The 25,907-nt window shown below is 59.3% G+C and carries 24 protein-coding genes; 15 read left to right on the top strand and 9 right to left on the bottom strand.

The window, feature by feature from the left end; all coding sequences use genetic code 11:
• Positions 1-8 precede the first annotated feature (8 nt).
• Positions 9-1,370: a UDP-N-acetylmuramate:L-alanyl-gamma-D-glutamyl-meso-diaminopimelate ligase gene (gene mpl / locus DFR37_RS09520; protein ID WP_113933014.1), complete on the bottom strand. Its 1,362-nt coding sequence runs from the start codon at positions 1,368-1,370 to the stop codon at positions 9-11.
• A 268-nt stretch (positions 1,371-1,638) separates the two neighbouring features.
• On the opposite strand from mpl, the gene DFR37_RS09515 reads away from it, so the two are divergent.
• The 8 genes from DFR37_RS09515 (at position 1,639) to DFR37_RS09480 (ending at position 8,190) form a co-directional block, all read left to right on the top strand.
• Positions 1,639-2,151 (top strand): TlpA family protein disulfide reductase, encoded by a 513-nt coding sequence (locus DFR37_RS09515; protein WP_113933013.1) that lies wholly within the window; start codon positions 1,639-1,641, stop codon positions 2,149-2,151.
• Between the two features lie 149 nt (positions 2,152-2,300).
• Entirely contained in the window at positions 2,301-2,735 is a 435-nt protein-coding gene (gene aroQ / locus DFR37_RS09510; RefSeq protein ID WP_113933012.1) for a type II 3-dehydroquinate dehydratase, read from the top strand.
• 84 nt (positions 2,736-2,819) lie between these two features.
• Positions 2,820-3,266, top strand: a complete 447-nt coding sequence (gene accB / locus DFR37_RS09505; protein WP_113933011.1) for an acetyl-CoA carboxylase biotin carboxyl carrier protein — start codon at positions 2,820-2,822, stop codon at positions 3,264-3,266.
• Between the two features lie 4 nt (positions 3,267-3,270).
• A complete protein-coding gene (accC, locus tag DFR37_RS09500) occupies positions 3,271-4,620 on the top strand; it encodes an acetyl-CoA carboxylase biotin carboxylase subunit (protein ID WP_113933010.1) in 1,350 nt (449 codons plus the stop codon).
• Positions 4,621-4,677: 57 nt separating this feature from the next.
• Positions 4,678-5,601 carry a 50S ribosomal protein L11 methyltransferase gene (gene prmA / locus DFR37_RS09495; RefSeq protein WP_113933009.1) on the top strand — a complete coding sequence of 308 codons (924 nt, stop codon included), beginning with the start codon at positions 4,678-4,680 and terminating at the stop codon, positions 5,599-5,601.
• 21 nt (positions 5,602-5,622) lie between these two features.
• The gene (locus tag DFR37_RS09490) at positions 5,623-6,720 is read left to right on the top strand and encodes a zinc-ribbon and DUF3426 domain-containing protein (protein ID WP_113933008.1); all 1,098 of its coding nucleotides are present in this window, start codon (positions 5,623-5,625) and stop codon (positions 6,718-6,720) included.
• 2 nt (positions 6,721-6,722) lie between these two features.
• Positions 6,723-7,664, top strand: coding sequence for a carbohydrate kinase family protein (locus DFR37_RS09485; protein ID WP_113933007.1), 942 nt, complete (start codon positions 6,723-6,725; stop codon positions 7,662-7,664).
• Between the two features lie 25 nt (positions 7,665-7,689).
• Positions 7,690-8,190, top strand: coding sequence for an outer membrane lipoprotein (locus tag DFR37_RS09480; protein WP_113933006.1), 501 nt, complete (start codon positions 7,690-7,692; stop codon positions 8,188-8,190).
• Between the two features lie 115 nt (positions 8,191-8,305).
• Here DFR37_RS09480 and DFR37_RS09475 read toward each other — a convergent pair whose 3' ends face one another.
• The 5 genes from DFR37_RS09475 to DFR37_RS09455 form a co-directional block, all read right to left on the bottom strand.
• On the bottom strand, positions 8,306-8,869 hold the full coding sequence (locus tag DFR37_RS09475) for a YggT family protein (protein WP_113933005.1): 564 nt from the start codon (positions 8,867-8,869) through the stop codon (positions 8,306-8,308).
• 441 nt (positions 8,870-9,310) lie between these two features.
• Positions 9,311-9,958, bottom strand: a complete 648-nt coding sequence (locus DFR37_RS09470) for a histone H1-like DNA-binding protein (protein WP_113933004.1) — start codon at positions 9,956-9,958, stop codon at positions 9,311-9,313.
• Positions 9,959-10,114: 156 nt separating this feature from the next.
• Positions 10,115-11,260 carry a ribonucleotide-diphosphate reductase subunit beta gene (locus tag DFR37_RS09465; protein WP_113933003.1) on the bottom strand — a complete coding sequence of 382 codons (1,146 nt, stop codon included), beginning with the start codon at positions 11,258-11,260 and terminating at the stop codon, positions 10,115-10,117.
• A gap of 26 nt (positions 11,261-11,286) precedes the next feature.
• On the bottom strand, positions 11,287-14,205 hold the full coding sequence (locus tag DFR37_RS09460) for a ribonucleoside-diphosphate reductase subunit alpha (protein WP_113933002.1): 2,919 nt from the start codon (positions 14,203-14,205) through the stop codon (positions 11,287-11,289).
• A 258-nt stretch (positions 14,206-14,463) separates the two neighbouring features.
• The gene (locus DFR37_RS09455) at positions 14,464-14,901 is read right to left on the bottom strand and encodes a CopD family copper resistance protein (RefSeq protein ID WP_113933001.1); all 438 of its coding nucleotides are present in this window, start codon (positions 14,899-14,901) and stop codon (positions 14,464-14,466) included.
• A 225-nt stretch (positions 14,902-15,126) separates the two neighbouring features.
• On the opposite strand from DFR37_RS09455, the gene DFR37_RS09450 reads away from it, so the two are divergent.
• Positions 15,127-15,627, top strand: coding sequence for a hypothetical protein (locus DFR37_RS09450; protein WP_113933000.1), 501 nt, complete (start codon positions 15,127-15,129; stop codon positions 15,625-15,627).
• Positions 15,628-15,699: 72 nt separating this feature from the next.
• Here DFR37_RS09450 and gltX read toward each other — a convergent pair whose 3' ends face one another.
• On the bottom strand, positions 15,700-17,109 hold the full coding sequence (gene gltX / locus DFR37_RS09445) for a glutamate--tRNA ligase (RefSeq protein WP_113932999.1): 1,410 nt from the start codon (positions 17,107-17,109) through the stop codon (positions 15,700-15,702).
• 107 nt (positions 17,110-17,216) lie between these two features.
• On the opposite strand from gltX, the gene DFR37_RS09440 reads away from it, so the two are divergent.
• A complete protein-coding gene (locus tag DFR37_RS09440) occupies positions 17,217-19,691 on the top strand; it encodes a bifunctional acetate--CoA ligase family protein/GNAT family N-acetyltransferase (RefSeq protein WP_113932998.1) in 2,475 nt (824 codons plus the stop codon).
• Positions 19,692-19,709: 18 nt separating this feature from the next.
• On the opposite strand, the gene DFR37_RS09435 is transcribed toward DFR37_RS09440, so the two are convergent.
• Positions 19,710-20,381 carry an alpha/beta hydrolase gene (locus tag DFR37_RS09435; protein WP_113932997.1) on the bottom strand — a complete coding sequence of 224 codons (672 nt, stop codon included), beginning with the start codon at positions 20,379-20,381 and terminating at the stop codon, positions 19,710-19,712.
• Positions 20,378-20,926: a ribosome biogenesis factor YjgA gene (yjgA, locus tag DFR37_RS09430; RefSeq protein WP_113932996.1), complete on the bottom strand. Its 549-nt coding sequence runs from the start codon at positions 20,924-20,926 to the stop codon at positions 20,378-20,380. The genes DFR37_RS09435 and yjgA overlap by 4 nt, the downstream gene beginning before the upstream one ends.
• A gap of 63 nt (positions 20,927-20,989) precedes the next feature.
• On the opposite strand from yjgA, the gene pmbA reads away from it, so the two are divergent.
• The 5 genes from pmbA (at position 20,990) to argC (ending at position 25,883) form a co-directional block, all read left to right on the top strand.
• Positions 20,990-22,357, top strand: a complete 1,368-nt coding sequence (gene pmbA / locus DFR37_RS09425) for a metalloprotease PmbA (RefSeq protein ID WP_113932995.1) — start codon at positions 20,990-20,992, stop codon at positions 22,355-22,357.
• A 103-nt stretch (positions 22,358-22,460) separates the two neighbouring features.
• Positions 22,461-23,561 carry a TRAP transporter substrate-binding protein gene (locus tag DFR37_RS09420; RefSeq protein ID WP_113932994.1) on the top strand — a complete coding sequence of 367 codons (1,101 nt, stop codon included), beginning with the start codon at positions 22,461-22,463 and terminating at the stop codon, positions 23,559-23,561.
• A gap of 257 nt (positions 23,562-23,818) precedes the next feature.
• On the top strand, positions 23,819-24,247 hold the full coding sequence (rplM, locus tag DFR37_RS09415) for a 50S ribosomal protein L13 (RefSeq protein WP_113933200.1): 429 nt from the start codon (positions 23,819-23,821) through the stop codon (positions 24,245-24,247).
• Positions 24,248-24,256: 9 nt separating this feature from the next.
• Positions 24,257-24,649, top strand: a complete 393-nt coding sequence (rpsI, locus tag DFR37_RS09410; protein ID WP_113932993.1) for a 30S ribosomal protein S9 — start codon at positions 24,257-24,259, stop codon at positions 24,647-24,649.
• Between the two features lie 172 nt (positions 24,650-24,821).
• Complete coding sequence (gene argC, locus DFR37_RS09405; RefSeq protein ID WP_170139877.1) at positions 24,822-25,883, top strand: N-acetyl-gamma-glutamyl-phosphate reductase; 1,062 nt, start codon at positions 24,822-24,824, stop codon at positions 25,881-25,883.
• The last annotated feature ends 24 nt before the right edge of the window (positions 25,884-25,907 follow it).

The raw sequence follows: 25,907 nt of genomic DNA, 5'->3' as shown, positions 1-25,907 counted from the left end.
CGGGCCGTTTAAAGACGGTCCAGGAGTTTCTGGTGGATGCCGCCGAATCCGCCGTTGCTCATGACAAGTATGGTGTCGCCGGCGCGGGCGGCGCGGCGGATGGCCTCTATCATCTCGTCCAGATCGTCGTGCGACGAGGCACGCTCGCCCAGAGGGGCGAACACTTCGGCGGGGTTCCAGCCAAGGGCGTGCTTGCCGCTATGGGCGCCGAAACAGAACACGCGGTCTGCCTGCTTTAGCGCTGCCGGCAGCCTGGCCGCCATCGTGCCCAGCTTCATGGTATTCGAGCGCGGTTCGATGACCGCCAGGATGCGTCCGCTGCCCACTTGGCGCCGCAGCCCTTCAAGGGTGGTGGCGATGGCGGTGGGGTGGTGCGCGAAGTCGTCATACACCTGGATTTGCCGGACTGTGCCGCGCAACTCCAGCCTGCGCTTGACGCCCTGGAAGCGGGACAGGGCCTCGATGGCCTGCTCGGGCGCGACGCCGGCATGCCGGGCGGCGGCCAAGGCGGCCAACGCGTTCATCCGGTTGTGTTCGCCGCTAAGCTGCCAGTCCACCGTTCCGGCGCGCACGCCGTCAAGCACGACATCGAAGCGGCAAGCGTCGTTGTCCTGCGCTGTGTGCTGCCAGTGTCCGCCGCTTCCGATGGACTCCACCTGCGACCAGCATCCGCGTGCCAATACGCGATCAAGAGCGGGGTCGGGCTGGGGCCGGACAATAAGGCCGCTGGAGGGAATAGTGCGCACTAAATGGTGGAACTGGGTTTCGATCGCAGTCAGGTCCGGGAAGATGTCGGCGTGGTCGTATTCGAGATTGTTCAGTATGGCGGTACGGGGGCGATAATGAACGAACTTGGAACGCTTGTCGAAGAACGCGGTGTCGTATTCGTCGGCTTCGATTACAAACAGGGATTGGCCGGGCTGATAGCGGGCCGAGACCTTCAGGTCGGCCGCAATGCCGCCAATCAGAAAGTTCGGTTGGCGCCCCGCGTATTCCAGTATCCAGGCCAGCATTGAACTGGTGGTGGTTTTACCATGGGTGCCGGCCACGGCCAGCACATGCTGCTGGCGCAACACTTGTTCGCCCAGCCATTGCGGGCCCGACGTATATGGCAGGCCCTGGTCGAGAATGGCTTCCATCAGCGGATTGCCGCGAGTCACCACATTGCCGATGACGAACAGGTCGGGCTTGAGTTCAAGCTGTTCGGCGCCGAAGCCTTCGACCAGCCGGATGCCTTGTTCTTCGAGCTGCGTGCTCATGGGTGGATAGACGCCGGCGTCGCAGCCGGTCACGGTGTGTCCGGACGCCCGCGCAATCAGCGCCAGGCCGCCCATGAACGTGCCGCAAATCCCCAGAATGTGTAGATGCATAAAATCCTCCAGCGGCTATTGTAGTGAAGAACTCCAGCGCGACACCGCTGCGGCTTGTATAGCGCATTGCCTGGGACATATCGCCGGTTTCCGGTTACAGGCGCTGACTGGCGCCGATGTTAAACTTCAAGCTGGCGGCCAAAGTGCGGTCTCGCAGCGCCGGCCGGGTCGGCCAAGGGCGGGCAGGTTTCGCAGGTTGTCGGTTAGGACGGGGCGGCCGCGTGGATAGCGGCCGGGCTTGAGTTTGGTTACGACGAGTTGATATCGAATGAAACGACGTGATTTTTTGCTGGGGACTGGGGCGCTTGCCGCTGCGGGCATCGCCGCAGCTGGCGTTTCGCATCTGGTGCTTGCGGCCAAGCCTGCGCCCGATCCTTTGTTCGAACAAAGCTTTCCAGACCTGGATGGCAAGGCCAGCCCCATGAGCCAGTGGCTGGGCAAGCCGGTTGTCGCCAACTTCTGGGCCACGTGGTGCCCGCCGTGCGTGAAAGAAATGCCCGACCTTGAAGCCATGCACGCCAAATACAAGCAGGTCCAGTTTTTGGGCCTTGCCGTGGATGTGCCCGCCAACGTGCGCGCTTTCTCTGAGAAAGTGCATGTTTCTTATCCCCTGCTCATGCTCGGGCATGGAGGCATTTCCTTGATGCGTCCGTTGGGCAATACCGCGGGCGGCCTGCCGTTTACCGTCGTGTTCGATGCCCAGGGCAAGGTGGCTCACAAGGTTCTGGGCCAGATCAAGCCCAAAGAGCTGGAGCAAGTGCTCGACGCGATGTTGGCCTGACGGCTGTATGGGCTGCCGCAGTATTTTTGGTATTACTTTGTTTCAAAAAGGGCTTCTGCAGCCGCGGCGCTCTGTAATTTATATGTTTTTGTTCGACAAACACCGCTTTTTAGCGTAAAAAGACGGTCTATCAGTAAATAAATTACCCAATGGCGCAACACATACTCGTTTTGCACGGCCCCAATCTTAATTTGCTCGGCACCCGCGAGCCGGAAATCTACGGTCGGCAGACTTTGGCCGATATTAATGCGCGCTTGCAGCAGTTGGCTGCAGAACGCGCTGCTTCATGTGCGGCATTTCAAAGCAATAGCGAAGGCGCCCTCGTCGACCGTATTCATGCGGCCCGCGAGCAGGCCGTCGACTACATCATCATCAACGCGGGCGCTTATACCCATACCAGTGTTGCCATCCGAGACGCGCTGGCCGGCGTTGCCATTCCATTCATTGAAGTGCATTTATCCAACGTACACAAGCGCGAGTCCTTTCGCCACCATTCCTATTTGTCCGATCTGGCTCAAGGAGTGGTCGTGGGGCTGGGCGCCTTGGGGTACGAAGCGGCTTTGCATTACGCCCTTGCCAATTAGCGCGGGGCGACTGGTCTTTTTTATTTTTATCACTATTTTTATTCACCGAGCGCATCAGGCGTCGTGAATTAACGGGAAGTTTGTATGGATCTGAGAAAACTGAAAACCTTGATTGACCTGGTCGCCGAATCCGGCATCGCCGAACTGGAGATCACCGAAGGCGAAGGCAAGGTACGCATCGTCAAATTCTCCCAGCAGCAGCCCGTCATGGCTTATGCCCCCGAGCCCGTTGCCGCGGCAGCGGCTTCAGCCCCTGCGGCGGCTCCGGCGGCGCCCGCTGCGCCAGCGGCACCGCAGGGTCACGCTGTAAAAGCGCCCATGGTCGGAACGTTCTATCGCGCGCCCAATCCCGGTGCATCGCCTTTCGTCGAGGTCGGCCAGTCGGTCAAAGAAGGCGAGCCGGTGTGCATCATCGAAGCGATGAAGCTGCTTAATGAAATCGAAGCCGACAAAACGGGCGTGATCAAGGAAATTCTGGTTGAAAACGGCGAACCCGTGGAATACGGTCAACCCCTATTTGTAATTGGTTAACGCGATGTTTGAAAAAATACTGATCGCCAATCGCGGCGAAATTGCGCTGCGTATCCAGCGCGCCTGCCGCGAACTGGGCATCAAGACTGTAGTCGTGCACTCGGAAGTCGACCGCAATGCAAAGTATGTACGCCTGGCCGACGAGTCGGTGTGTATCGGGCCCGCTCCGGCGCGCGACAGTTATCTGAATATGCCCGCCATTATTTCGGCCGCCGAGGTAACCGACGCTGAAGCCATACACCCGGGTTACGGGTTTTTGGCCGAAAACGCCGACTTTGCCGACCGGGTCGAGAAAAGCGGCTTCGTGTTCATCGGCCCGCGCCCTGAAACCATCCGTCTCATGGGCGACAAGGTTTGCGCCAAGAAAGCCATGATCGAAGCGGGCGTTCCGGTGGTTCCCGGTTCGCCCAGCTCTTTGCCTGATGACGACCCCGCCGAAATCATTCGCATGGCTCAGGAAGTGGGCTACCCCGTCATGATCAAGGCGGCGGGCGGCGGCGGTGGCCGCGGCATGCGGGTGGTCTATACCGAGGCGGCGCTGTTGACGGCCGTAGCGACGACCCGCACCGAGGCGGGACAGGCATTCAATAATCCTGATGTCTACATGGAGAAGTACCTCGAGAATCCGCGCCACATCGAGATTCAGGTCATGGCCGACGGCGGACGCAACGCGGTCTGGCTGGGCGAGCGCGACTGCTCTATGCAGCGTCGCAACCAGAAAGTCATCGAAGAAGCTCCTGCGCCGCACATTCCGCGCCGTCTCATAGAGCGCATCGGCGAACGTTGCGCCGAGGCCTGCCGTAAAATGGGCTATCGTGGTGCCGGTACGTTCGAGTTCCTGTACGAAAACGGCGAGTTCTTCTTTATTGAAATGAATACGCGTATTCAGGTCGAGCACACGATTACCGAGATGGTGACGGGTCTGGACCTTGTCGTGCAGCAGATACGCATCGCCGCGGGCGAGAAATTCACCCTGCGCCAGCGCGACGTCCAGTTTCGAGGCCACGCCATCGAATGCCGCATCAATGCCGAGGACCCATTCAAGTTTGTGCCCAGTCCCGGCCTGATCACCAACTGGCATGCGCCGGGCGGCCCAGGCGTGCGCATGGATTCGCACGTGTTCAGCGGCTACGTTGTGCCGCCCAACTACGACTCCATGATAGCCAAAGTCATTACATACGGCGACAACCGCGAGCAAGCCATTGCGCGCATGGAAATCGCCTTGTCGGAAATGGCGGTGGAAGGAATCAAGACCAATATTCCTTTGCACCGGGAATTGATGCAGGATGCGCGCTTCGTCGAAGGCGGTACCAGCATTCATTATCTTGAACAAAAGTTGGCGCAGCGTCCATAGCTGCACGATTGTTTGGGCGCCAGGGGCCTGACCCTTGCGCGCCCGATTGGAAAAATTATGCGTGAACTTGTGCTCCATTGCCTGGAGGCGCAGGCCGAGGCGCTCTCGGATGCTTTGCTTGAAGCGGGGGTGCTTTCGGTTTCCGTGGAAGATGCCGACAGCGACACCGAGGCCGAACAACCGCTGTTCGGTGAACCGGGCACCGAGCCCGAAGTTCAGGCATGGCATCGCAATCGTGTTGTGGCCCTGCTGCCCGACGGCGCCGACCCCGAGCAAATACTCGAACAGGTCCGTGTCGTGGGCGGTGCCGACTATCTGACCACAGGCTGGTTTACCCGGGACGTTCCGGATGCCGACTGGGTGCGTTTGACGCAGGCGCAGTTCAGGCCTATTCAGGTCGGCAAGCGGGTCTGGATAGTTCCAAGCTGGCATCGCGACGATCCCGAGGTTCCCGACCTGGCCGCGCAGGCCGAACCGGGCGGACCCATTCATTTGCAACTGGATCCGGGACTTGCGTTCGGCACTGGCAGCCATCCTACGACGCACTTGTGCCTGGAATGGCTGGAAGCCAATCTGCAGCCTGGCGAAAGCCTGCTCGACTACGGCTGCGGCTCGGGCATTCTGGCGATCGCCGCCAAGATGCTGGGCGCAGGCCCTACATTGGCCGTCGATATCGACGAGCAAGCGGTGGTGTCCACGAGGTATAACGCCCAGATCAACCATGTCGAGCTGCAAGCTTTGTTGCCCGATGCCTTGCCAGCGGGGCAGTTGCAGCTTGTGGTGGCCAACATCTTGTCCAACCCTTTGAAAGTCCTGGCACCCATGCTGGCTGGGCGGGTGCAGCCCGGAGGGCGCCTGGTGCTGTCCGGCGTGCTGGAGCGGCAGGCCGATGAGGTCGCACAGGCCTATGCGCCCTGGCTGTCCATGAGTGTGTGGCGTGCTCGTGAAGGCTGGGTTTGCCTGCATGGGCAGCGCAGTTAATCGCTGCCGGTGGTGACGGCCATGGACTTGATGACGAAGTGTCCGCAATGCGGGACCGTTTTTTCGGCCAGCACAGACCAGTTGCAGTTGCGCAAAGGGTATATCCGTTGCGTCAATTGCGCGCATATCTTCGATGGTTACGAAGCTGTGGTGCCCCAGGGTCCGAACGCGACGCCAGCCGCGGCGCCGGCAAGTGCGCAAGTGCCGGAGCCACCCACGGCGCAGAAGGCCTTGCCCCAGGTCGTGCGCCAGCGGGCGCCCGTTGTGCCGGTGGACGCGCCTATTGCGCCGACCCGAAGCGCAGCCGAACCTTGGATAGGATCCAGGCATAGCGCCCAGGGACCAATAGCCGCCGAACCCACTATAGATTTCGGCGCCGATCACATCGAAGATACCGAGCCCACGCTGGGGCGCGCCATGAACTTTGCCGCGAACCGTCCCGAGCCGGGCCTGTATTCGCATGCCGAGGCGCTCGAGGATACCGTGCGACCCGCTTCCGGCGTTTATGCCGAGCCGCAAGAGAGGGACGAATTTCATATCGAAGGCGGCGACCGAAGGGTGCATGCGGCCGATGCGCTGCCGGAGTTTTTGCATAATCGGCGCCGGCCTCGCAGCGCCTTTGCGCGTTTGCTCTGGAGCGTGCTTATCTTGGTGGGCCTGGTGCTCCTTGCCCTGCAGTTGGCCTATGTGTACCGCATGCAGATCGCCAGCAATGTACCCTTGCTGCGCCCTGTGCTTGAACGGGCGTGCGAGCCGCTGCAATGCAAAGTAGGGTATCCGCGCCGCATCGAACGTATTGCCATTATGGACTCGTCCTTGCAGGCGGCTGCGCCCGCCGGCGCAGCCAAGCCTGACGAAAGTACCTTGCTATTGCGCGTGGTATTGCGCAATAACTACGACAAGCCGCAGACTTGGCCGGCGCTGACACTGGACCTGGTCGACTTTTCCGGGTCGATCGTAGCCCGGCGCAAGCTTGAGCCAAGTGCCTACCTGCCCGTGCAGGCCCAGGGCGGACCGTTTCCCGCTGTAAGCGAAATACATATTGCCGTACCGGTAACGGTCTCCGGCGTGAAGATCAATGGTTATCAATTGGGTAAGTTTTACCCCCCTGAAGGATAGAGATGTCTGAAAAAGTACTCGTTTGCGGTTCCGTGGCGTTCGACACGATCGCGGTTTTTGAAGGCCATTTCAAAGACCACATACTGGCCGACAGCATACAGTCGCTGAGTGTCTCCTTTTTTGTGCCGACGATGCGCAAAGAGTACGGCGGCTGCGCCGGCAATATTGCGTACAACCTGAATTTGCTGGGCGGCAATCCGGTACCCGTGGGTACTGTCGGAGCCGACGCGTCCGACTATCTGGCCTATTTCAAGGGCCGGGGTATCGACACCAGCATGATCCGCGTCATCGCCGATATGTTTACCCCGCAGTGCTTTATTACGACCGACCTGGACAGTAACCAGATAGCTTCGTTTCACCCGGGCGCCATGCTGCGGTCCGCGGAAAACGACCTGAGCGGAGTGGCCGCCGCCTGGGCCATTGTGGCTCCGGATGCCAAGGACGGCATGTTCGCGCATGCCCGCCGCCTGAAGCAGCAAGGCATTCCTTTTATTTTCGACCTGGGCCAGGCCATGCCGCTATTCACTGGCGAAGACCTTAATGAGATGCTGGCCCTGGCCGACATCTTTACCGCCAATGATTACGAAGCCACTGTGGTCGAACAGCGTACGGGACGCAGCATGCACCAGATCGCCGACTCGATGAAAGCGGTGGTGGTTACGCGCGGCGCCGAAGGCGCAACGCTGTACGAGCCAGGCACGCATACGCTTATTGCCCCGGTAAAGGCGTCGTCGGTGGTCGACCCCACAGGCTGCGGCGATGCGCACCGTGCCGGGCTTTTATACGGCCTTACCCAGAATATGGGGTTGGAACACGCTTGCCAGTTGGCGAATGTGATGGGTGCCTTTAAAATTGCTTCAAAGGGCCCGCAGAATCATCAGCCTACGCGCGCCGAGATTGGCGCAACACTTAAACAGCATTATGGTATCGACCTGCCGGCCTGAACCTGCTTATCGTCAAGGAGTCTTTATGAATATTATTATTGCGGCGCGAACAGGCGTACGCCTTGGCCGAGTATTAGCCGTGGCCGCCGCCGCGGGCACGTTGGCCGTTGTGGCTGGTTGCGCAAACCCATCGGCGTCCAGTTCTGTCTATTCATACGGGCAGGCGCAACAAGAACAAATCGTCCGCACGGGCACGGTCGTGTCGGTGCGTCCGGTCGTCATCCAGAACGACCGTTCAAGCGGTGCCGGCATGCTGGCCGGCGGTGCCTTGGGTGGCGTGGCGGGCAACGCCATTGGCGGCGGTTCGGGCAAGGTTATAACGACAGTGGGCGGTGCAATCCTGGGCGGTCTGCTGGGCAATACCGTCGAGAACCAGGTCGGTAAAACCCAAGGCCTTGAAGTTACCGTACGGCTCGACAACGGCGAAACCCGCGTCGTGGCGCAAGCCGCCGACGTCTCGTTCCAGTCCGGTCAGCGCGTTCGCCTGATCAGCGGGGGCGGGCCTACTCGTGTAGTGCCCATGTAAAACGGGCGGCCGCCGAAATGGCGGCCTATAAAAAAACCTGCGATGATATTTCGCAGGTTTTTTTTTGGCCCAAGCCGGGGGCGTTGTCGGGGTTATTCTATTTTCGGAAGTGGAGCTAGGCGCCGAAGACCGAATAGCTTAGGCTGCCGAAAATGCCAACCAGAATCTGAGCGACTATAAGCAGCACCAGCGGCGAAAAGTCCAGGCCGCCCAGATTGGGCAGCACTTTGCGGATAGGATCCAGCAAAGGGGCGGTAAGCGTGTGAAGCACGGGCATGATCGGCGCCAGGGGATTGACCCACGACAGCACGGCCTGGATCAGCGTTACCCAAAGAATAAGGTTGAACAGCCATTTCAGCATGGTAAGAAGGCTGGCGGCCACTGCGGGAAGCAGGCTGGCCAGCGGCAACAATACGCCGGTGCTGGTTACCCAGATGAGCAGCAGGTAGATGAAGGCAATAAGCCAGCAGGCCAGCAGGCTGGGGTAGTCGATGCGGTTGCCTGTCGGGACCAGTCTTTTAAGAGGCTGCACCAGCCAGTCCGTGCTGCGTATTACGGCTTGCGAATACGGGTTGAATGGGTGCAGGCGGATGGCGTAGGCCCAGGCACGCAGTATCAGCATGATGCCGAACAGGGAAAAGACAATATCGATAATAAGGCGCAAGGTATCGCTAAGCATATTCGTTCATGGTGGATAAGCAGGCTTCATTGTCGCATGGCTGAAAATTCCGTGCGAAGAAAGATACGTCCCACGCTTCACCGCTGTGCGGTTCGCTGCCCCCCGAGGGGGCCGTTTTTATCTTGGGGCGGCCCGGCGATAAAGGATGCCCCCACGCTTCACCGCGTTGCGGTTCGCTGCCCCCGAGGGGGGCGCTTTTTATCTTGGGGCGGCCCGGCGATAGAAGATGCCCCCACGCTTCACCGCTTTGCGGTTCGCTGCCCCCCGAGGGGGGCGCTTTTTATCTTGGGGCGGCCCGGCGATAAAAGATACCCCCACGCTTCACCGCTGTGCGGTTCGCTGCCCCCCGAGGGGGCCGTTTTTATCTTGGGGCGGCCCGGCGATAAAAAAACTGCCCGGCGTGGCCGGGCAGTTGGATGGTGTTGCGCAGCTCGCAGGCTGTTATGGACGGCCGCCCGTGGGGAAGGGCCACGAGGCTGCAGGGTTGACCGCGGTTTTTGCTGCTGGAGCAGGAGCGCTGGCCTTGCTTGCTTTGGCGGCTTTCTTGGCGCTGGGCTTTTTAGGCGCGGCAGTCTTGGCTACGGCCTTTTTGGCAGGCGCCTTTTTAGCGACGGCTTTCGTTGCTGCGGCCTTTTTGGCGGGTGCTTTCTTGGCAACGGCTTTCTTAGCCACTGCCTTCTTTGCAGGCGCTTTTTTGGCTACGGCTTTCTTTGCCGCTGCTTTTTTGGCAGGCGCTTTTTTAGCTACGGCCTTCTTTGCCACGGCCTTTTTGGCGGGCGCTTTCTTGGCGACGGTTTTTTTAGCGACGGCTTTCTTGGCTACGACTTTCTTTGCCGCGGTTTTCTTGGCGGGCGCTTTTTTGGCGACAGCTTTTTTAGCGACGGCTTTCTTGGCTACGACTTTCTTTGCTGCTGCTTTTTTGGCAGGCGCTTTCTTTACTGCTGCTTTCTTGGCGGGTGCTTTTTTAGCGACTGCTTTCTTGGCCGGTGCAGCTTTTTTGGCAACTACTTTTTTAGCGGGTGCTGCTTTCTTTACTGCGGTCGCTTTTTTAGCGGCCGCTTTCTTTGCGGTTTTCTTGGCTGTGGCCATCGTAATGCTCCTTGAGAATGAATCGTAGAGAACGTCCATCCATTTGATATGGCCCCCACGAAAAGGGTGCGACCCATCTCAAATGGCAAAAGCGTGCAAGATGTATTACACCTTGCACGCCTAGAGTCTAACTTAAGGAGTTACAACAGCAAAGCATTATTCCCAGCTTAATGCTCCGCCGGTCTGATATTCGATAACGCGAGTCTCGAAAAAGTTGCGTTCTTTTTTCAAGTCGATCATCTCGGCCATCCATGGAAATGGATTTTCTTCTTGCGCAAATTGTGGTTCTATGCCGATTTGTTGGCAGCGGCGATTGGCAATGAAGCGCAAATATGACTTGAACATCGATGCGTTCAAACCGAGTACGCCGCGCGGCATAGTGTCCTCAGCGTAAGCATATTCAAGGTCTACAGCCTTTTTGAAGAGTTCTTGAATTTCTTCGCGGAAGCTTGGAGTCCAAAGATGCGGGTTCTCGAGTTTGATCGTGTTGATGAGATCGATGCCGAAATTGCAGTGCATGGATTCGTCGCGAAGAATGTACATGTACTGCTCGGCAGCACCCGTCATTTTGTTCTGACGACCTAAAGCAAGAATTTGCGTAAAACCAACATAAAAGAATAAACCTTCCATCAGGCACGCAAAAACGATGAGCGATTTAAGCAGGGTTTGATCGTCTTCGGGTGTGCCGGTTTTGAAATTAGGATCGGCGATTGCGTTGATGAATGGAATGAGGAATTCGTCTTTGGCGCGGATCGAGGGCACCTCGTTGTACGCGTTGAAAATTTCCGATTCGTCCAGATCGAGGCTTTCGACGATGTACTGATAGGCATGCGTGTGGATGGCTTCTTCAAATGCCTGGCGCAATAAAAACTGGCGGCACTCGGGCGCCGTGATGTGGCGGTAAGTGCCCAGCACGATGTTGTTGGCGGCCAGCGAATCGGCCGTCACGAAGAAACCCAGGTTGCGCTTGATGATGCGGCGCTCGTCGTCGGTCAGCCCGTTGGGGTTTTTCCAGAGGGCAATGTCGCGCGACATATTGATTTCTTGCGGCATCCAGTGGTTGGCGCAACCGGCCAGGTATTTTTCCCAGGCCCATTTGTACTTGAACGGCACCAACTGGTTGACGTCGGTCTGGCCGTTGATGATGCGCTTGTCGGCGGCGCGGACGCGCGAATTCGAGGGCGCAACGGCGGGCGATTGCGCCTGCGATGGCGCAAGGGCGGTATCGTCCTGTAGGTTGCCCGAGTGGCGGGGTGCCGCCGTACCGGTGGCAGGTTGAAGGGAGTCTTCCCAATTAAGCATGATGTAGACCTTTTAATAGTTATGGATTACTGGCAGGCTTCGCATTCTTCGAAGCCTTCGTCGCCGGGGCGCATGGTGCACACTGCGCCGACCACTTCCGCTTCGGGCAGGGCGGCCGCCTGGACTGCCGAGACTTCCGGGCCTGCGGATGACACGGCGACGGAGTTCAGTTCGCCGCCGCGGCCGGTGGATTTCTCGGCGTTGGTGGCACCGCTGGAGCGCAGGTAGTAGGTGGTTTTAAGGCCGCGCTGCCAGGCAAGCTTGTAGGTGTCGTCGAGCTTCTTGCCGGAAACGCCGGCCATGAAGATATTGAGCGACTGAGCCTGGTCTATCCATTTCTGGCGGCGCGCCGCACATTCGACGACCCAGCTTGGGTCGACTTCGAAGGCGGTGGCGTAAAGCTCGCGCAGGTCGGCCGGGATGCGGTCGATGCGGGCCAGGCTGCCGTCGAAGTACTTCAAGTCGGCGACCATGACTTCATCCCATAGCCCGCGTTCTTTGAGGTCGCGGACCAGATGGTCGTTGACCACGGTGAACTCGCCCGACAGGTTGGACTTGACGTACAGGTTGCGGTAAGTGGGTTCGATGCAGGGCGAGACGCCAATAATGTTGGAGATGGTTGCGGTAGGCGCAATGGCAACGCAGTTGGAGTTGCGCATGCCGTGCTCGCGGATATGGGTGCGCAGGGCGTCCCAGTCCATGGTGCTGCTTTCATCGATGTCGACGTAGCCGCCGCGCTCTTCGCGCAGCATGGCCAGGGTGTCTTGCGGCAGGATGCCGCGGTCCCACAGCGAGCCCTTGAAGCTTTCGTACGAGCCGCGTTCGGCTGCCAGCTTGCTGGATGCCAGGTAGGCGTAGTAGCAGACAGCTTCCATGGAGGTGTCGGAGAACGTGATGGCGTCTTGCGAAGCAAACGGTACGCGCATCATGTGCAGGCAGTCCTGGAATCCCATGACACCCATGCCGACCGGACGGTGGCGGACGTTGGAGTTGCGTGCCTTGGGAACAGCGTAATAGTTGATGTCGATGACGTTGTCCAGCATGCGCATGGCGATCGAAACCGTGCGCTGCAGTTTGTCGTGGTCGAGCACGTACTGGCCGTTGCTGTCTTGCTTGAGGTGGGCGGCCATGTTGACCGAACCTAGGTTGCAGACGGCAATTTCGGTGTCGCTGGTGTTAAGCGTGATTTCAGTGCACAGGTTGGAGCTGTGGACCACGCCGACGTGCTGCTGGGGCGAACGGATATTGCAAGGATCCTTGAAGGTCAGCCAAGGGTGGCCGGTTTCAAATAGCATGGACAGCATCTTGCGCCACAGCGAGTTTGCCGGAATGGTCTTGAACAGGGGCAGTTCGCCGGTAAGCGTCTTGGCTTCGTAGGCGATATAGGCTTTTTCGAATTCCTTGCCGTACTTGTCGTGCAGGTCGGGCGTGTCGGACGGGGAGAACAGAGTCCAGTCGCCGTTTTCCATGACGCGCTTCATGAAGAGGTCGGGAATCCAGTTGGCGGTATTCATGTCGTGCGTGCGGCGGCGCTCGTCGCCGGTGTTCTTGCGCAGCTCGAGGAACTCTTCGATGTCCAGGTGCCAGGTTTCCAGGTAGGCGCATACCGCGCCCTTGCGCTTGCCGCCCTGGTTGACCGCTACGGCGGTGTCGTTGACGACCTTGAGGAAAGGCACGACGCCCTGGCTTTCGCCGTTCGTACCCTTGATGTGGCTGCGCAGGGCGCGCACGGGCGTCCAGTCGTTGCCCAGGCCGCCGGCGTACTTGGCCAGCAGTGCGTTTTCTTTGATGGCGTCGTAGATGCCGACCAAATCGTCGGAGACGGTGGTGAGGTAGCAGGACGACAACTGCGAATGCAAGGTGCCGGCATTGAATAGCGTTGGGGTGGAGCTCATGAAGTCGAACGACGACAGGATTTCGTAGAACTCGATGGCGCGTTCTTCACGATTGATTTCGTTCAGGGCCAGGCCCATGGCGACACGCATGAAGAAAACCTGAGGCAGTTCGATGCGGCGGCCGCGTACGTGCAGGAAGTAGCGGTCGTATAGCGTTTGCAGGCCCAGGTAATTGAATTGCTGGTCGCGGCTGGCTTTAAGGGCATGGCCCAGCTTTTCCAGGTCGAACTGGCCCAGCTTGCTGTCGAGCAGGCTGCTTTCGATGCCCAGCTTGATGAAGCGCGGGAAGTACTCTGCGTAGCCGGCGTCCATGGCCGACTGGGCCACTTCTTCGCCCAGGACTTCTTTACGGATGGTGTGCAGCAACAGGCCTGCCGTAACCTGGCTATAGGCCGGGTCGGTTTCAACCAGGGCGCGCGCCGAAAGAATGGCCGATTTGTAGACTTCGTCGACCGGAATGCCGTCGTACAGGTTCTTGACGGTTGCCTTGAGAATGGCATCGACGTCAATGGTGATGGGCAGATTCAGGCCGGCTTCTGTGATGGTAGTGCGCAGGCGGGCCAGGTCGAGCGGGCGCTGGACGCCGTTGTCGGTGACATTGATGCTGCTTTTCTCAACGGGAGCTTGTTCTTTCGTGCTGCGCGCGCGCTCTTGCGAACGCTTTTCGCGGTAAAGCACATAGGCGCGTGCAACGTCGTGTTCGCCCGAGCGCATAAGAGCCAGTTCGACTTGGTCCTGGATGTCTTCGATATGGAAGGTGCCGCCGCCGGGCCGGTTGCGCACCAGCGCGTTGACGACCTGGGAGGTCAGGCCTTCGACCAGTTCGCGCACGCGAGCCGATGCCGCGCCCTGGCCGCCGTTGACGGCCAGAAAGGCCTTGGTCATGGCGATGGCGATTTTGCCGGGCTCGAAGCCGACCACTGCGCCGTTGCGGCGTATGGTGCTGAAGTTCTGCCATTGGCTGCTGGCGGGTGCATTGGCCTTGGAGGCCGAAGCTGGATTGGCTTGGGCGGCTTGGGGCCGGGACTCAGCGGTTTGTGTGGTCTGCATGAATGCTCCTGAATGAGAATGGCATGCTTCTTGTGTAATCGGCATGCCGTCTGGCGTATGAGGATGGTGGCAATAAAAAGGCGGCCCGGAGGGCGGTTTTATTTAGTGGCGCTCTTTTTGTAAAACCACTATATGTTGTGGTTATTTCTTGTTTGAGCACTAATTGTAGTGATTCGCCGCCGCCTAGGCAAGCCGAAAATGGGCTTGATTTTTTTTGTTTTTGTGCTTTGTTTTAGGCACTCCAGACCTTTTGCGGCCTTAGTGCAGGTAAAACATGGCTTTAGCTAAAAATACGATGACCAGCATGTGCAGGAAAACACTTAAATGAATATATTTGAAGTGTTTGGCCGTCAGGCGATGGGTGGCGCTTAGCCGAATCGCCGTAACAAAATGTACTAGAACGCTAAGTGCCAATACAATTTTCAGCCACAGCATGATAGTGAACGTGCTGCTGAAGGGGCTGGCCAGCACCGCGCGGTATTGCCATGCCATGGTTATGCCCGCGCCATACAGCACGATGATAACAAAAGGCATAAACTTGCGAGCCCTCTGGCCGATGGCGACTTCGACCGACCGCATGGATTCGCGCGGAACACGCTGGCGTATGCCTTCAAGCATCAGGACTTCAAAGAAAACCGTGCCCACGAAAATGAATGCGGCAAACAAATGAAGCAAAAGCAGGGTCAGATGGTTCATTGTGATGCAGGCTCCTGATAGACGCTGCGCCGCTTAGGCGGCTGGCGCAGGGCGCGGGGCCATTCAAGTAAAATGCTTGCGATGGGCGCGCAAAAGGCAGAACAGGCTTGCCTTGGCGCAAAGCGGGTTCAAGCTTATTGTAGGTCGCATGGGCGCGGGCGCCTGGCGTAGCCTCATTTGGAATGTGGTTTTGGCATACCGGCCTCAAGGCCGAGGATCATACATATGAATCAGGTTTTATTTCGTACCAGCCGGGCCGTGGTCTATTTGGCGTTGGGCGTGGCCGCGGCGGGATGCGCCGTCAAAAGCAATAAGCCGGCGCCCGGTGCGGCCGGCGCGCCGGCCCAGGTGCAATGCCAGGCAGCCAAGGCTGGCGACACCGCGGTAGGCAATTGGTATGGCGTGCGTACCCAGCGTGGGGTCGCCGGCCAACTGCATGTGCTTATCCGCCTGAAGGCCGACGGCACCATGAGCTACGAAGAACAGCTCAAGCGCGGCAAGAAGCCAAGCCAGAACTTAAGCGAAACCGGCTGCTGGCAGCACGAACAGCAAACCCTGGTGCTGCGCACGCTGAAGTCCAACGGCGAAAAGGTCGAATCCGACGACCCTATATATAGCAACCGCTATACGATCGGCTCGCAAACCCAGACGGCCATGGTGCTGGACGGCCCTCAGGGCCAGTTGCGCGCCCGGCGCATGCCGGATGGCTATAGATTGCCTTTTTGATTCCCACAAGTTGAATGTGAAAAGGGCCACGTAACCGCTGCTGCGATTTTGTGGCCCTGTCGTCGCGTGGGGTTAAAGCGCTGCCAGGCGCTCCAGCACCAATTCGCGGCCCAGTATGGTCAGGACGGCGTCGATGGCGGGGGTTTGCTTTTGGCCGGTTACGGCCAGCCGCAGCGGGATGCCCAGCTTGGCCATTTTCAGGTTGTGCCTGGCCAGCGTGTCCTTGATCAGTGCGGACAGCGCTTCGGTGGTCCATTCCGGCAGGGCCTGGGCGTGCGCTGCGAAATCGGCCAGGACGGCTTTGGTTTCCGGCGTCAGGTGTTCGGCGGCCAGTTCGTCGCTGGCGCGAGCATAGGCGCCGCAAAACAGCATGGCGCCTTCGGCCAGTTGATTCAGGGTTTCGGCGCGGTCCTTGAGTAGACCCATGACGTCGTCCAACTGGATGGCTGCGGGGTTGCCGCCCAGCTTTTCGATGCGCGGGGCCACCAGCGCGCTTAACACGCTGTTGGCGCTTTGCTTGATGTAGTGGGCGTTTACCCAGTTTAATTTCTTGGGGTCCCACTGCGCGGCCGATTTGGTCAGGTTGCGCGTGTCGAACCATTCGACGAGTTGCTCGCGCGAGAAGATTTCGTCGTTGCCGTGGCTCCAGCCCAGGCGGGCCAGGTAGTTGATCATGGCTTCGGGCAGGTAGCCCTCTTTGTCGTAGTCCATGACGCTGACCGCGCCATGGCGCTTCGAGAGCTTTTCGCCGTCTGGTCCCAGAATCATGGGCAGGTGGCCGTATTGCGGCAGGGTAGCGCCCAGGGCGCGCAATATATTGATTTGCCGCGGTGTGTTGTTGACGTGATCGTCGCCGCGCAGGACATGGGTGATGTTCATATCCCAGTCGTCCACCACCACACAGAAATTATAGGTGGGGGTGCCGTCGGGCCGGGCGATAATCAAGTCGTCCAGCTCGGTGTTGTCGATACTGATCGGGCCTTTGATCAGGTCGTCCCAGCCAGTGGCGCCATCTTGCGGGTTTTTAAAGCGCACGACGGGTTTGCGCCCTTCCGGAATGGGCGGCAGCGTTTTGCCGGGCGCGGGGCGCCATGTGCCGTCGTAGCGCGGCTTCAGGCCCTGGCTGCGGGCCTTTTCGCGCATGGCTTCGACTTCTTGGGGCGAGCTATAGCAATAATAGGCCGTGCCCTTGGCCAGCATGCCGGCCAGGACCTCGCGGTAACGGTCCATGCGCTGCATTTGGTAAAAGGGGCCTTCGTCGGGCTGCATATCAAGCCACGCCATGCCGTCCAGAATGGCTTGCACGGCTTCGGGCGTGGAGCGTTCAAGGTCGGTGTCTTCGATACGCAGGACGAAGACGCCTTTATGATGGCGTGCAAAGGCCCACGAGAAAAGGGCGGTGCGTGCGCCGCCCAGGTGCAGATAACCGGTGGGCGAGGGGGCAAAACGTGTACGAACTACAGCAGAGGTGGAAGATGTCATGTTTCTTGTTCAGGCGGTGCATGGGCGGGCATGCCCGCATTGCACGAAGTTGTGGCAATTGATGTATTTTAGAGCACTGACTTAAACTTGTTGAAATTGGGCTGTGTATGTTGCGTCATCGTCTTGCTGCGTTGTTTGAACCTAGGTCGTTGCTGGTGCTGGCCAGCCGGCCGGTGCCGGTCGTCTTGCATCCGCCGCGCATATTGCAAAATGCCATTACCGTGGTGGATGTCCAGGCCGGTACGCCTATGGCCCTGCCGGAGCGGCTCAACGGCCTTGAAGCGGACGAGCGGCCCGACCTGGCATTGCTGTGCCTGCCCTCTGCGCGTTTGCCCGAAGCCCTCAAGGCCATGCAGGCGTACCGGCCCAGGGCATTGCTTTTGCTGACGTCGGACGTTCCGCCGGCCGATCCCGCCGCCGATCTCGTGCTGTGCCAGAATTGGGCGCGCCAGAACGGTTGCCTGCTGGTGGGGCCGCGGGCTTTCGGCGTACAGCGGCCGGGCATGGGCCTGAACCTGACGCATATGCCCGAACTTGCCCAGGCGGGGCGCGTGGCCCTGGTGTCGCAATCGGGGTCGATCGCGGCGGCGGTTCTGGACTGGGCCGCCGATATAGGGCTGGGCTTTTCCGCCGTGATCTCGCCCGGCGACGATGCGGACGCGCGCCTGGCCGATATTCTGGACTATCTGGCAACCGACCCGGCTACCGACAGCATTGTCCTGCACCTGGAAAACGCAGCCTCGCCGCGCGAACTGACCAGTGCCTTGCGCGCCGCCGCCGGCGTCAAGCCCGTGGTGGTGCTCAAGTCGGGGCGGGCGCAGCAGGGGCCCGACTCCTCCCAGGACGCCATATTCAACGCGCTTATGCGCCGTGTCGGCGCGGTGCGGGTACCGTATTTCGTGCAGCTTTTTTCCGCCATCAAGGTGCTGGGCTATCCGCATCGCCCGCGCGGGCGGCGGATTGCGCTGGTTTCCAATGGCGCGGGCACTTCGCAATTGGCATTGGACGTCATGGGCGCCAATAGCGCGGTCTTTCGCGCTGATCTCTCCCGGATGTCGATACTTGAACTGACCAAGCTGCTTGAGCCGGGCGCTGAAGTGAACAATCCGGTAATCACGCGCGCTCCGCTAAGCGCAGAGACCCTGCGCAAGCTGATCAATATCGTGGCTGTCGATCGGGGGGTGGACGGCGTGCTGGTGTTGCTGACCCCCGATCCGCTTACCGATATGCCCGCCTTGGTGCAACAGCTTGCGCAGGCTGCGTCCAGCACGCGCAAGCCGGTCATCAGTTGTTTCATGGGCGACGCCACCATGCGCCCCTTGCGTCATCTGCTGGACAACGTGGGCACGCCGGCGTTCCGCACGCCCGAGTCGGCCGCAAACGCCTTTGGCGTGCTGGCCTCGTATCATTACAACCAGACACTATCGCAGCAAATGCTGCCGCCCGAACCCCTGGGCAAGCCGCCCCGGCTTAAAGAGGCGCGGCTGCTGCTGCGGTCCGCCCGAATGCAGGGGCGCCAGTCGCTGCTGCCCGAAGAAATTGCGCGTCTGTTTTCCTGCTTCCATATTCCAATCGACGCCTTCTCCAAGGTCAAGCTGGACGGGCAGGGAACGGAAGCCATCGCCATGGCAATCCGCGTTCACCGCGACCCGGAACTGGGCTCGTATATTAATTTCGGCTCGGGCGGGCGCCAGGCTATCTCGGCCAATGATCGCGCGGTAGAGCTGCCGCCGCTCAATGGCTTTCTGGCGCGTCAGTTGGTCGAGCGCAGCGCGGTCTGGCGAAAAATCCTGTCGCGCCAGATGAGCGTGGTGGTCAGCGACAGCTTGCAGGAAGCGCTTGAAAGAGTCTCGGACCTGGTTTGCGAATTGCCCGAGGTCGAAAGCCTGGTGATCGATCCCCTGCATGCCACCGACACGCAGCTTCTGGCGCGCTCGGTCCAGGTCGTCCTTTCGTCCTCCGAGTCGTCGGAATTGCCCGAAGCGTCCGGCTACCGGCATTTGGCCATTCATCCTTATCCGCATAATCTGGTGCAGACCAAGACCTTCCAGGACGGCACCTCATGGATGATGCGGCCCATACGTCCGGAAGACGCCGAGGCCCTGCAGGACTTTGTGCGCGATCTATCCGACGAAACGCGCTACATGCGTTTTGTCTCGATGCTGCGCGAACTGACTCCGCGGATGTTGGCCCGCTATACACGCATCGACTACGACCGCGAGCTGGCTTTGGTGGCGACGGTGCAAGTTCCCAATCCCGCACATCGCGGATATATGCACGAGCAGATCATCGGCTTTGCGCATTACCTGCGCAACGCCGATGGGCGCGGAGCGGAGTACGCGCTGGTCATCAGCGACCAATGGCAGCGCCGCAAGCTGGGCCAGCAATTGATGAAAGGCTTGATCGAAGCGGCGCAATCGCAGGGGCTAAGCTATATCGACGGCGTGGTGCTGTCGACCAACCGCGCCATGCTGGCACTGATGGCGCACCTGGGGTTTCAAAACGACGCCGACCAGGACGACCCTGCTTTGCGGCGTGTTTGGCTGGACTTGGGCGAACCGCCCGCCGCGGGCAAACGCTGATGCCGGGCGCGCGAAATACTACAGCAGCACTTTACGCAAGAAATCCGCAATATCGCTGATTTCCGGCAGGCACACCGAATGCGGCATGGTGTAGGTTTTGAACGTTACCTGATAGCCCAGCTTTTGCAGCAGTTCGCAAGAAGCTTGGGCGCGATCCAGGGTGACGACCGGGTCCTGGGTGCCGTGCGCCATGAAAATCGGAGTGTCCTGGTTGGCGCTGTGCCGCTGCGCGGCGAATAGATCAGCCAGCGGCAAGTAGCCGGACAGTCCGACCAGGCCGGCCAGCTTTTGCCCCAAGCGCGTGCCCGTGTGCAAGGTCATGGCGCAGCCTTGCGAAAACCCCGCCAGCACTATTTTTTCGGTAGGAATGCCGCGGTCGTTTTCGCGCTTGATCAAGGCCTGGATCAGGCGCTCGGAGTCGAGTATCCCTTGTTCGTCTTCGCGCCTGACCAGATCGGCGTTCAGGATGTCGTACCAGGCCCGCATAGGCATGCCGCCATTGATGGTCACCGGCTGGACAGGGGCATTGGGGAATACAAACCGAATCGGGGGGTGATTTTTAAGGCCCAGTTCCGGCACGAGCGGCACGAAGTCGTTGGCATCGGCGCCCAGCCCGTGCAACCAAATGACGGCATGGCCGGGATTGGGTGAGGTTTCTATTTCGATAGCGTCGAACTGCGGCTGATTCATTCGTGTTCCGTTGAGTCGTTAAGAGCTTTGAGCGCCTGGAACAGGGCTCGAAAATGCTTGCGCTGGGGGTCCTGGCCCGGCTGCAGCCCCAGGTTGTGCTGGATTTCCTTGCGGCCGGCGCGTATCAAGGTGCGCAGGTGCTGGCTGTCGGCGTTGGGGTATTCGGCCAGCAGCTTGGTCAGGGCCTCGTCGTCGGCCAGCAGGCGGTCGCGCTGGATTTCCAGGCGATGCAGTGCCTGGGTTTCTTCGCGCGAACCATTAAGCCAGATATCCATCTGCGACCGGATTGCGTCCGCGTCGGCGTGGCGCATGAGTTTGCCGACGTAATGCACCTGGCGGCGCAGGCCTTCGCGGCTGGTAGTGCGCTGGGCCAGCCGGATGGCCTCATACAGATTTTCGGACAACGGCAGTTGCTTGAGCTTTTCGTTGGGTAATTCGACCAATTGCTTGCCTAAGTCCAGCAAAGCATGCATTTCGCGCTTGACCTGCGATTTGCTGGGGCCATCGTATTCGTCGTCGCTGGTTTCGGTGGTGTCGGTATTCATATGAAAGACAGAAAAAAATTCTCGATTAGCGATATGATAACCGTCTAACCAATACGAGTAGCAATGAGTCAACAATCCTCCCTTCGCCTGCCTATCGCCCAGAACCAAATCCAGTTTCGCGAACTGGTTCAAGACGCCCTGAAATACGCCAAATCGCTGGGCGCCAGCGATGCCGCCGCCGAGGTCTCCGAAAGCGCCGGGTTGTCGGTTTCGGTGCGCAACCAGGACATTGAAACGGTCGAGCAAACGCACGACCGTTCGCTGGACGTTACCGTTTTTGCGGGGCAAAAGCGCGGCTCGGCCTCCACGTCCGATTTTTCCGCACAGGCCCTGCGCGAAACCGTCGATGCCGCATGGCATATCGCGCGCTATACCGCGGCCGATCCAGCCGCCGGTTTGCCCGAACCAGAACTGCTGGCTCGCGAATTTCCCGACCTGCAACTGCATTCCCCCTGGGATATCGACGCCGAGGCGGCCGCCGCCATCGCCCTAGAGGCAGAACGCGCCGCCCGCGCCGTCAGCCCGCTCATCACCAATACCGACGGCGCGTCTGTCGGTACCTTCGAAGGCCATTTCGTGCTGGGCAACAGCCGGGGCTTCCTGGCCGGCTACCCCTATTCGCGCCACTCCTTGTCGGTGGCGCCAATTGCCGGCCGCGGCGCCGCCATGCAGCGCGACTACTGGTACAGCGCCGACCGCCAGGCCTCCCGCCTGGCTGACGCAGCCGCGGTGGGGCGCTATGCGGCCGAGCGCACTTTGTCCCGAATGTCCGCGCGCCGGATCAAGACCGGACGCTTTCCCGTTCTATTCGAAGCCCCCCTGGCCCTGGGCTTGTTGGGTGCTCTTGTACAGGCCACCAGCGGCGGCGCGCTGTACCGCAAAGCAAGCTTCCTTGTCGATTCTCTGGGCAAGCCTGTGTTGGCCGACCATCTTCAGGTTGCCGAAGACCCATTTATCCCCGGCGCCATGGGAAGTTCGGCGTTCGACGACGAAGGCGTGCGCACCAGCGCGCGCGACGTAGTCGTGGACGGCGTTCTGCAAGGCTATTTTCTGTCCAGCTACACCGCCAGGAAGCTCAATATGCAAACCACCGGCAATGCCGGCGGCTCGCACAACTTAAGCCTGGTCTCGCGCCTTACGAATCCCGACGACGATTTTCGCGCCATGCTGCGCAAAATGGGCACCGGCTTTCTTGTCACCGAACTGATCGGGCAGGGCGTCAATTACGTAACCGGCGACTATTCGCGCGGCGCGTTCGGCTATTGGGTGGAAAACGGCGAAATCCGCCACGCCGTCCAGGAAGTCACCATTGCCGGCAACCTGGCCGACATGTTCAGGCAAATCGTCGCGGTCGGCGCCGACACCATTACCCGCGGCTCCAAGTCGTCTGGTTCTATATTGATCGAGCAAATGGCTATTGCGGGGCAGTGACGCTACTGTCTGTTTCGTCCGGGTGTAAGATGCTGTCGTATCGTGCCTGCGGCAGCAATCAGCCCGCTGCACTTGTTGTGTAACTTTCGCAAGGAGACGCTTGATGCAGCGCCGTTCATTCCTGAAAAAAGCCGGCCTTGGCGCCGTGGCGGGCACGGCTGCCGTTGCCGCGCCTGTGTTCGCCCAGGCCAATCCCAAGATCAGTTGGAAAATGACGTCGACCTACGGGCCGTCGTTGCCGCCGTTGTTCGGGGCCGCCCAGACATTCTGCAAAATGATCGAAGAGGCCTCCGATGGCCAGTTTTCCATCCGCCTGTATCCGGCCGGCGAAATTGTGCCCGGTTACGGCGTGATGGACGCGGTCAGCAACAATACGGTGGAGTGCGGGCAGACCGCCTCTTATTATTACTACGGTAAAGATCCCACCTTTTGTTTCGATACCGCCGTGCCCTTTGGCCTGAATACACGCCAGATGACCGCCTGGATGGAGCAGGGCGACGGCCTGAAGCTCATGCGTGAATTGTTTGCGCCGCGCCATATCGTCAATTTCCCGATGGGCAATACCGGTACCCAAATGGGCGGGTGGTATCGCAAGCCCATCAATACCTTGGCTGACTTGAAGGGCCTGACAATGCGCACCGCGGGGTTTGCCGGCGAAGTGCTGTCGCGCATGGGCGTCGTGCCGCAGCAGATTCCGCCGGGCGATATCTACCCCTCGCTGGAAAAAGGCACGCTGGACGCCGTCGAATTCGTCGGTCCGGTCGACGACGAGAAGCTGGGCTTGTTCAAGGTAGCCAAGTACTACTATTACCCGGGCTGGTGGGAGGGCTCTGCGCAGGTGTCGTTGTATGTCAACGATGGCGTCTACGAAAAGCTGCCCAAGCATTACCAGTCGCTGATCTCCCTGGCCAGCAGCTATGCCGGCATGCAAATGACGGCCAATTACGATGCGCACAACTCCGAAGCGCTGCGCCGCCTGATCGCCAACGGCACCACGCTCAAGGCGTTTCCGCGCGATGTCATGGACGCGGCGTTTGCGGCGTCCAATGTGCTTTACAAAGAGTTTTGCGACAAAGACGCGGGCTTCAAGAAGGTCTTCGAGAACTACATGGCATTTCGCGATGGCACCGTGCCCTGGTTCCGCATTGCCGAAGGCTCTTACGACAACTACCTGGGCATTGCGCTGGCCAACGCCAAAAAATAATTGGCGGCAAGGGTTTTGCACTATGGCAAAAAAGCTGCAATTGGCAGCTTTTTTGCATTGCGGGGCGGCCGGCACTGCCTGTTTGCATAGACAACCCTTGGAAAAACAACAAGATATGCTACTATAACGGGCTTACCTATTTATTCTTGTCAAAGGCACGGGCGAAGTTACAACGCTTAGGCCAGGCAGGGTTTTGGGTTAAGCGTGCCTAGAAACGTTTTTTTGGGCGCGAAACTAATTTTAGGATGAACACCATCATGAAGACCTTTGTGGCCAAGCCGCATGAAGTCAAACGTGACTGGTTCGTGATTGACGCCAAGGGCAAAGTCCTCGGTCGTGTGGCCAGCGAAGTCGCACGCCGTTTGCGTGGCAAGCACAAGCCAGAATTCACGCCTCACGTTGACACCGGCGATTACATCGTCATTATTAACGCCGCTGAAATTGTCGTTACCGGCAACAAGGCGCAAGACAAGCGTTACTACCGTCACTCGGGTTATCCCGGCGGCATTACCGAAACCACATTCGAGAAAATGCAACAGCGTTTTCCCGGCCGTGCTCTGCAGAAAGCCGTCAAGGGCATGCTGCCCAAGGGTCCGCTGGGTTATGCCATGGCCAAGAAACTTAAGGTTTATGCTGGCGCCGAGCATCCTCATTCAGCTCAACAGCCTAAACCGCTGGAATTCTAAGGACAGGTCATGATCGGTAATTGGAACTATGGAACAGGCCGCCGCAAAACCTCGGTGGCTCGCGTGTTCTTGAAAAAAGGTTCGGGCAAAATCGTGGTCAACGGCAAGCCTGTCGATGAATACTTTGCTCGTGAAACCGGACGCATGGTCGTTCGTCAGCCCCTAGAGCTGACTGGCCACCTCGAGTCCTTCGACTTTCATATCAATGTGCATGGCGGCGGCGAAAGCGGCCAGGCCGGCGCAGTGCGTCACGGCATTACCCGCGCGCTCATCGACTACGATGAAACGCTCAAGCCTTCGCTCAAGCAGGCTGGCCTGGTAACTCGCGATGCCCGTGAAGTCGAACGTAAAAAAGTCGGTTTCCACAAAGCACGTCGTCGCAAGCAGTTCAGCAAGCGTTAATTCTGCTGTACCGGGGCTTTGCGCCCTGTGCGACTCAAAAGCCCCCTTTCGGGGGCTTTTTTTATCGCCGGGCCATTCAAGGATTTACCTTACTGGTAAACTTGGCCTATTGCATAATTAATTCCATGGCCCGGAAATTTCACCCGGCCATTCAGTCTTTCAGGACATCATCATGGCGGCATCAGGATCTCGGGTAAAAGTAGGCATTGTCGGTGGCACAGGTTATACCGGTGTCGAGTTATTGCGCCTGCTGGCCTTGCATCCCAATGTCGACCTTACGGCAATTACTTCGCGCAAAGAAGACGGCATGCCGGTGGCCGATATGTTCCCGAACTTGCGCGGCTATGTGGACCTATGCTTTTCCACCCCTGAAAAAGCGGCGCTGGACCAATGCGACGTCGTGTTTTTTGCTACACCCCATGGCGTTGCCATGAACCAGGCCAAAGAGCTGCTGGACAAGGGCGTGCGTATTATCGACCTGGCGGCCGATTTCCGCCTGCAGGACACCCAGGTGTTCGAAAGCTGGTACAAAATGCCGCATGCCTGCCCGGAAGTCCTGGCGCAGTCCGTGTACGGCCTGGTTGAACTCAATCGCGCCAAAATCGCCAAGGCCCGGGTCGTCGGCAACCCCGGCTGCTATCCGACTACGGTAATTCTGGGCTTGCTGCCTTTGCTCGAGGGCGGGCGCAAGCTCGTCGATACCGCACATATCATTGCCGACTCCAAGTCCGGAGTTTCGGGCGCGGGGCGCAAGGCCGAGGTCGCCACGCTGTTTTCCGAGGCCAGCGATAACTTCAAGGCCTATGGGGTTGCGGGGCATCGCCATCGCCCCGAGGTGTGCGAACAGCTTGAGACCATTGCGGGCGGGCCCGTGGGTCTTACTTTTGTGCCGCACCTGGTTCCCATGATCCGCGGCATGTTTTCAACAATCTATGCCCGTATCCTGCCCGAGGCGATGGATACCGATTTTCAGGCATTGTTCGAACAGCGCTACGCCAACGAGGCTTTCGTTGACGTCATGCCGGCGGGCAGCCAGCCTGAAACCCGTTCTGTCCGGGGCTCCAACCAATTGCGTATTGCTGTGCACCGTCCGGGCGGCGGCGACCAACTCATTCTTCTGGTTGTGCAGGACAATCTGGTCAAGGGCGCAGCCGGCCAAGCCGTGCAAAACATGAACCTAATGTTCGGCCTGCCCGAAGACGCCGGTTTGCGGCATATTGCGGTCCTGCCATAACATTCATTTACACAGTTCTTTCGA

The sequence above is a fragment of the Eoetvoesiella caeni genome (assembly GCF_003315175.1).
Taxonomy (GTDB): Bacteria; Pseudomonadota; Gammaproteobacteria; order Burkholderiales; family Burkholderiaceae_B; genus Eoetvoesia; species Eoetvoesia caeni.
Note: the sequence above shows the minus strand (reverse complement) of the source record. Positions and strands in the feature narration are given on the sequence as shown.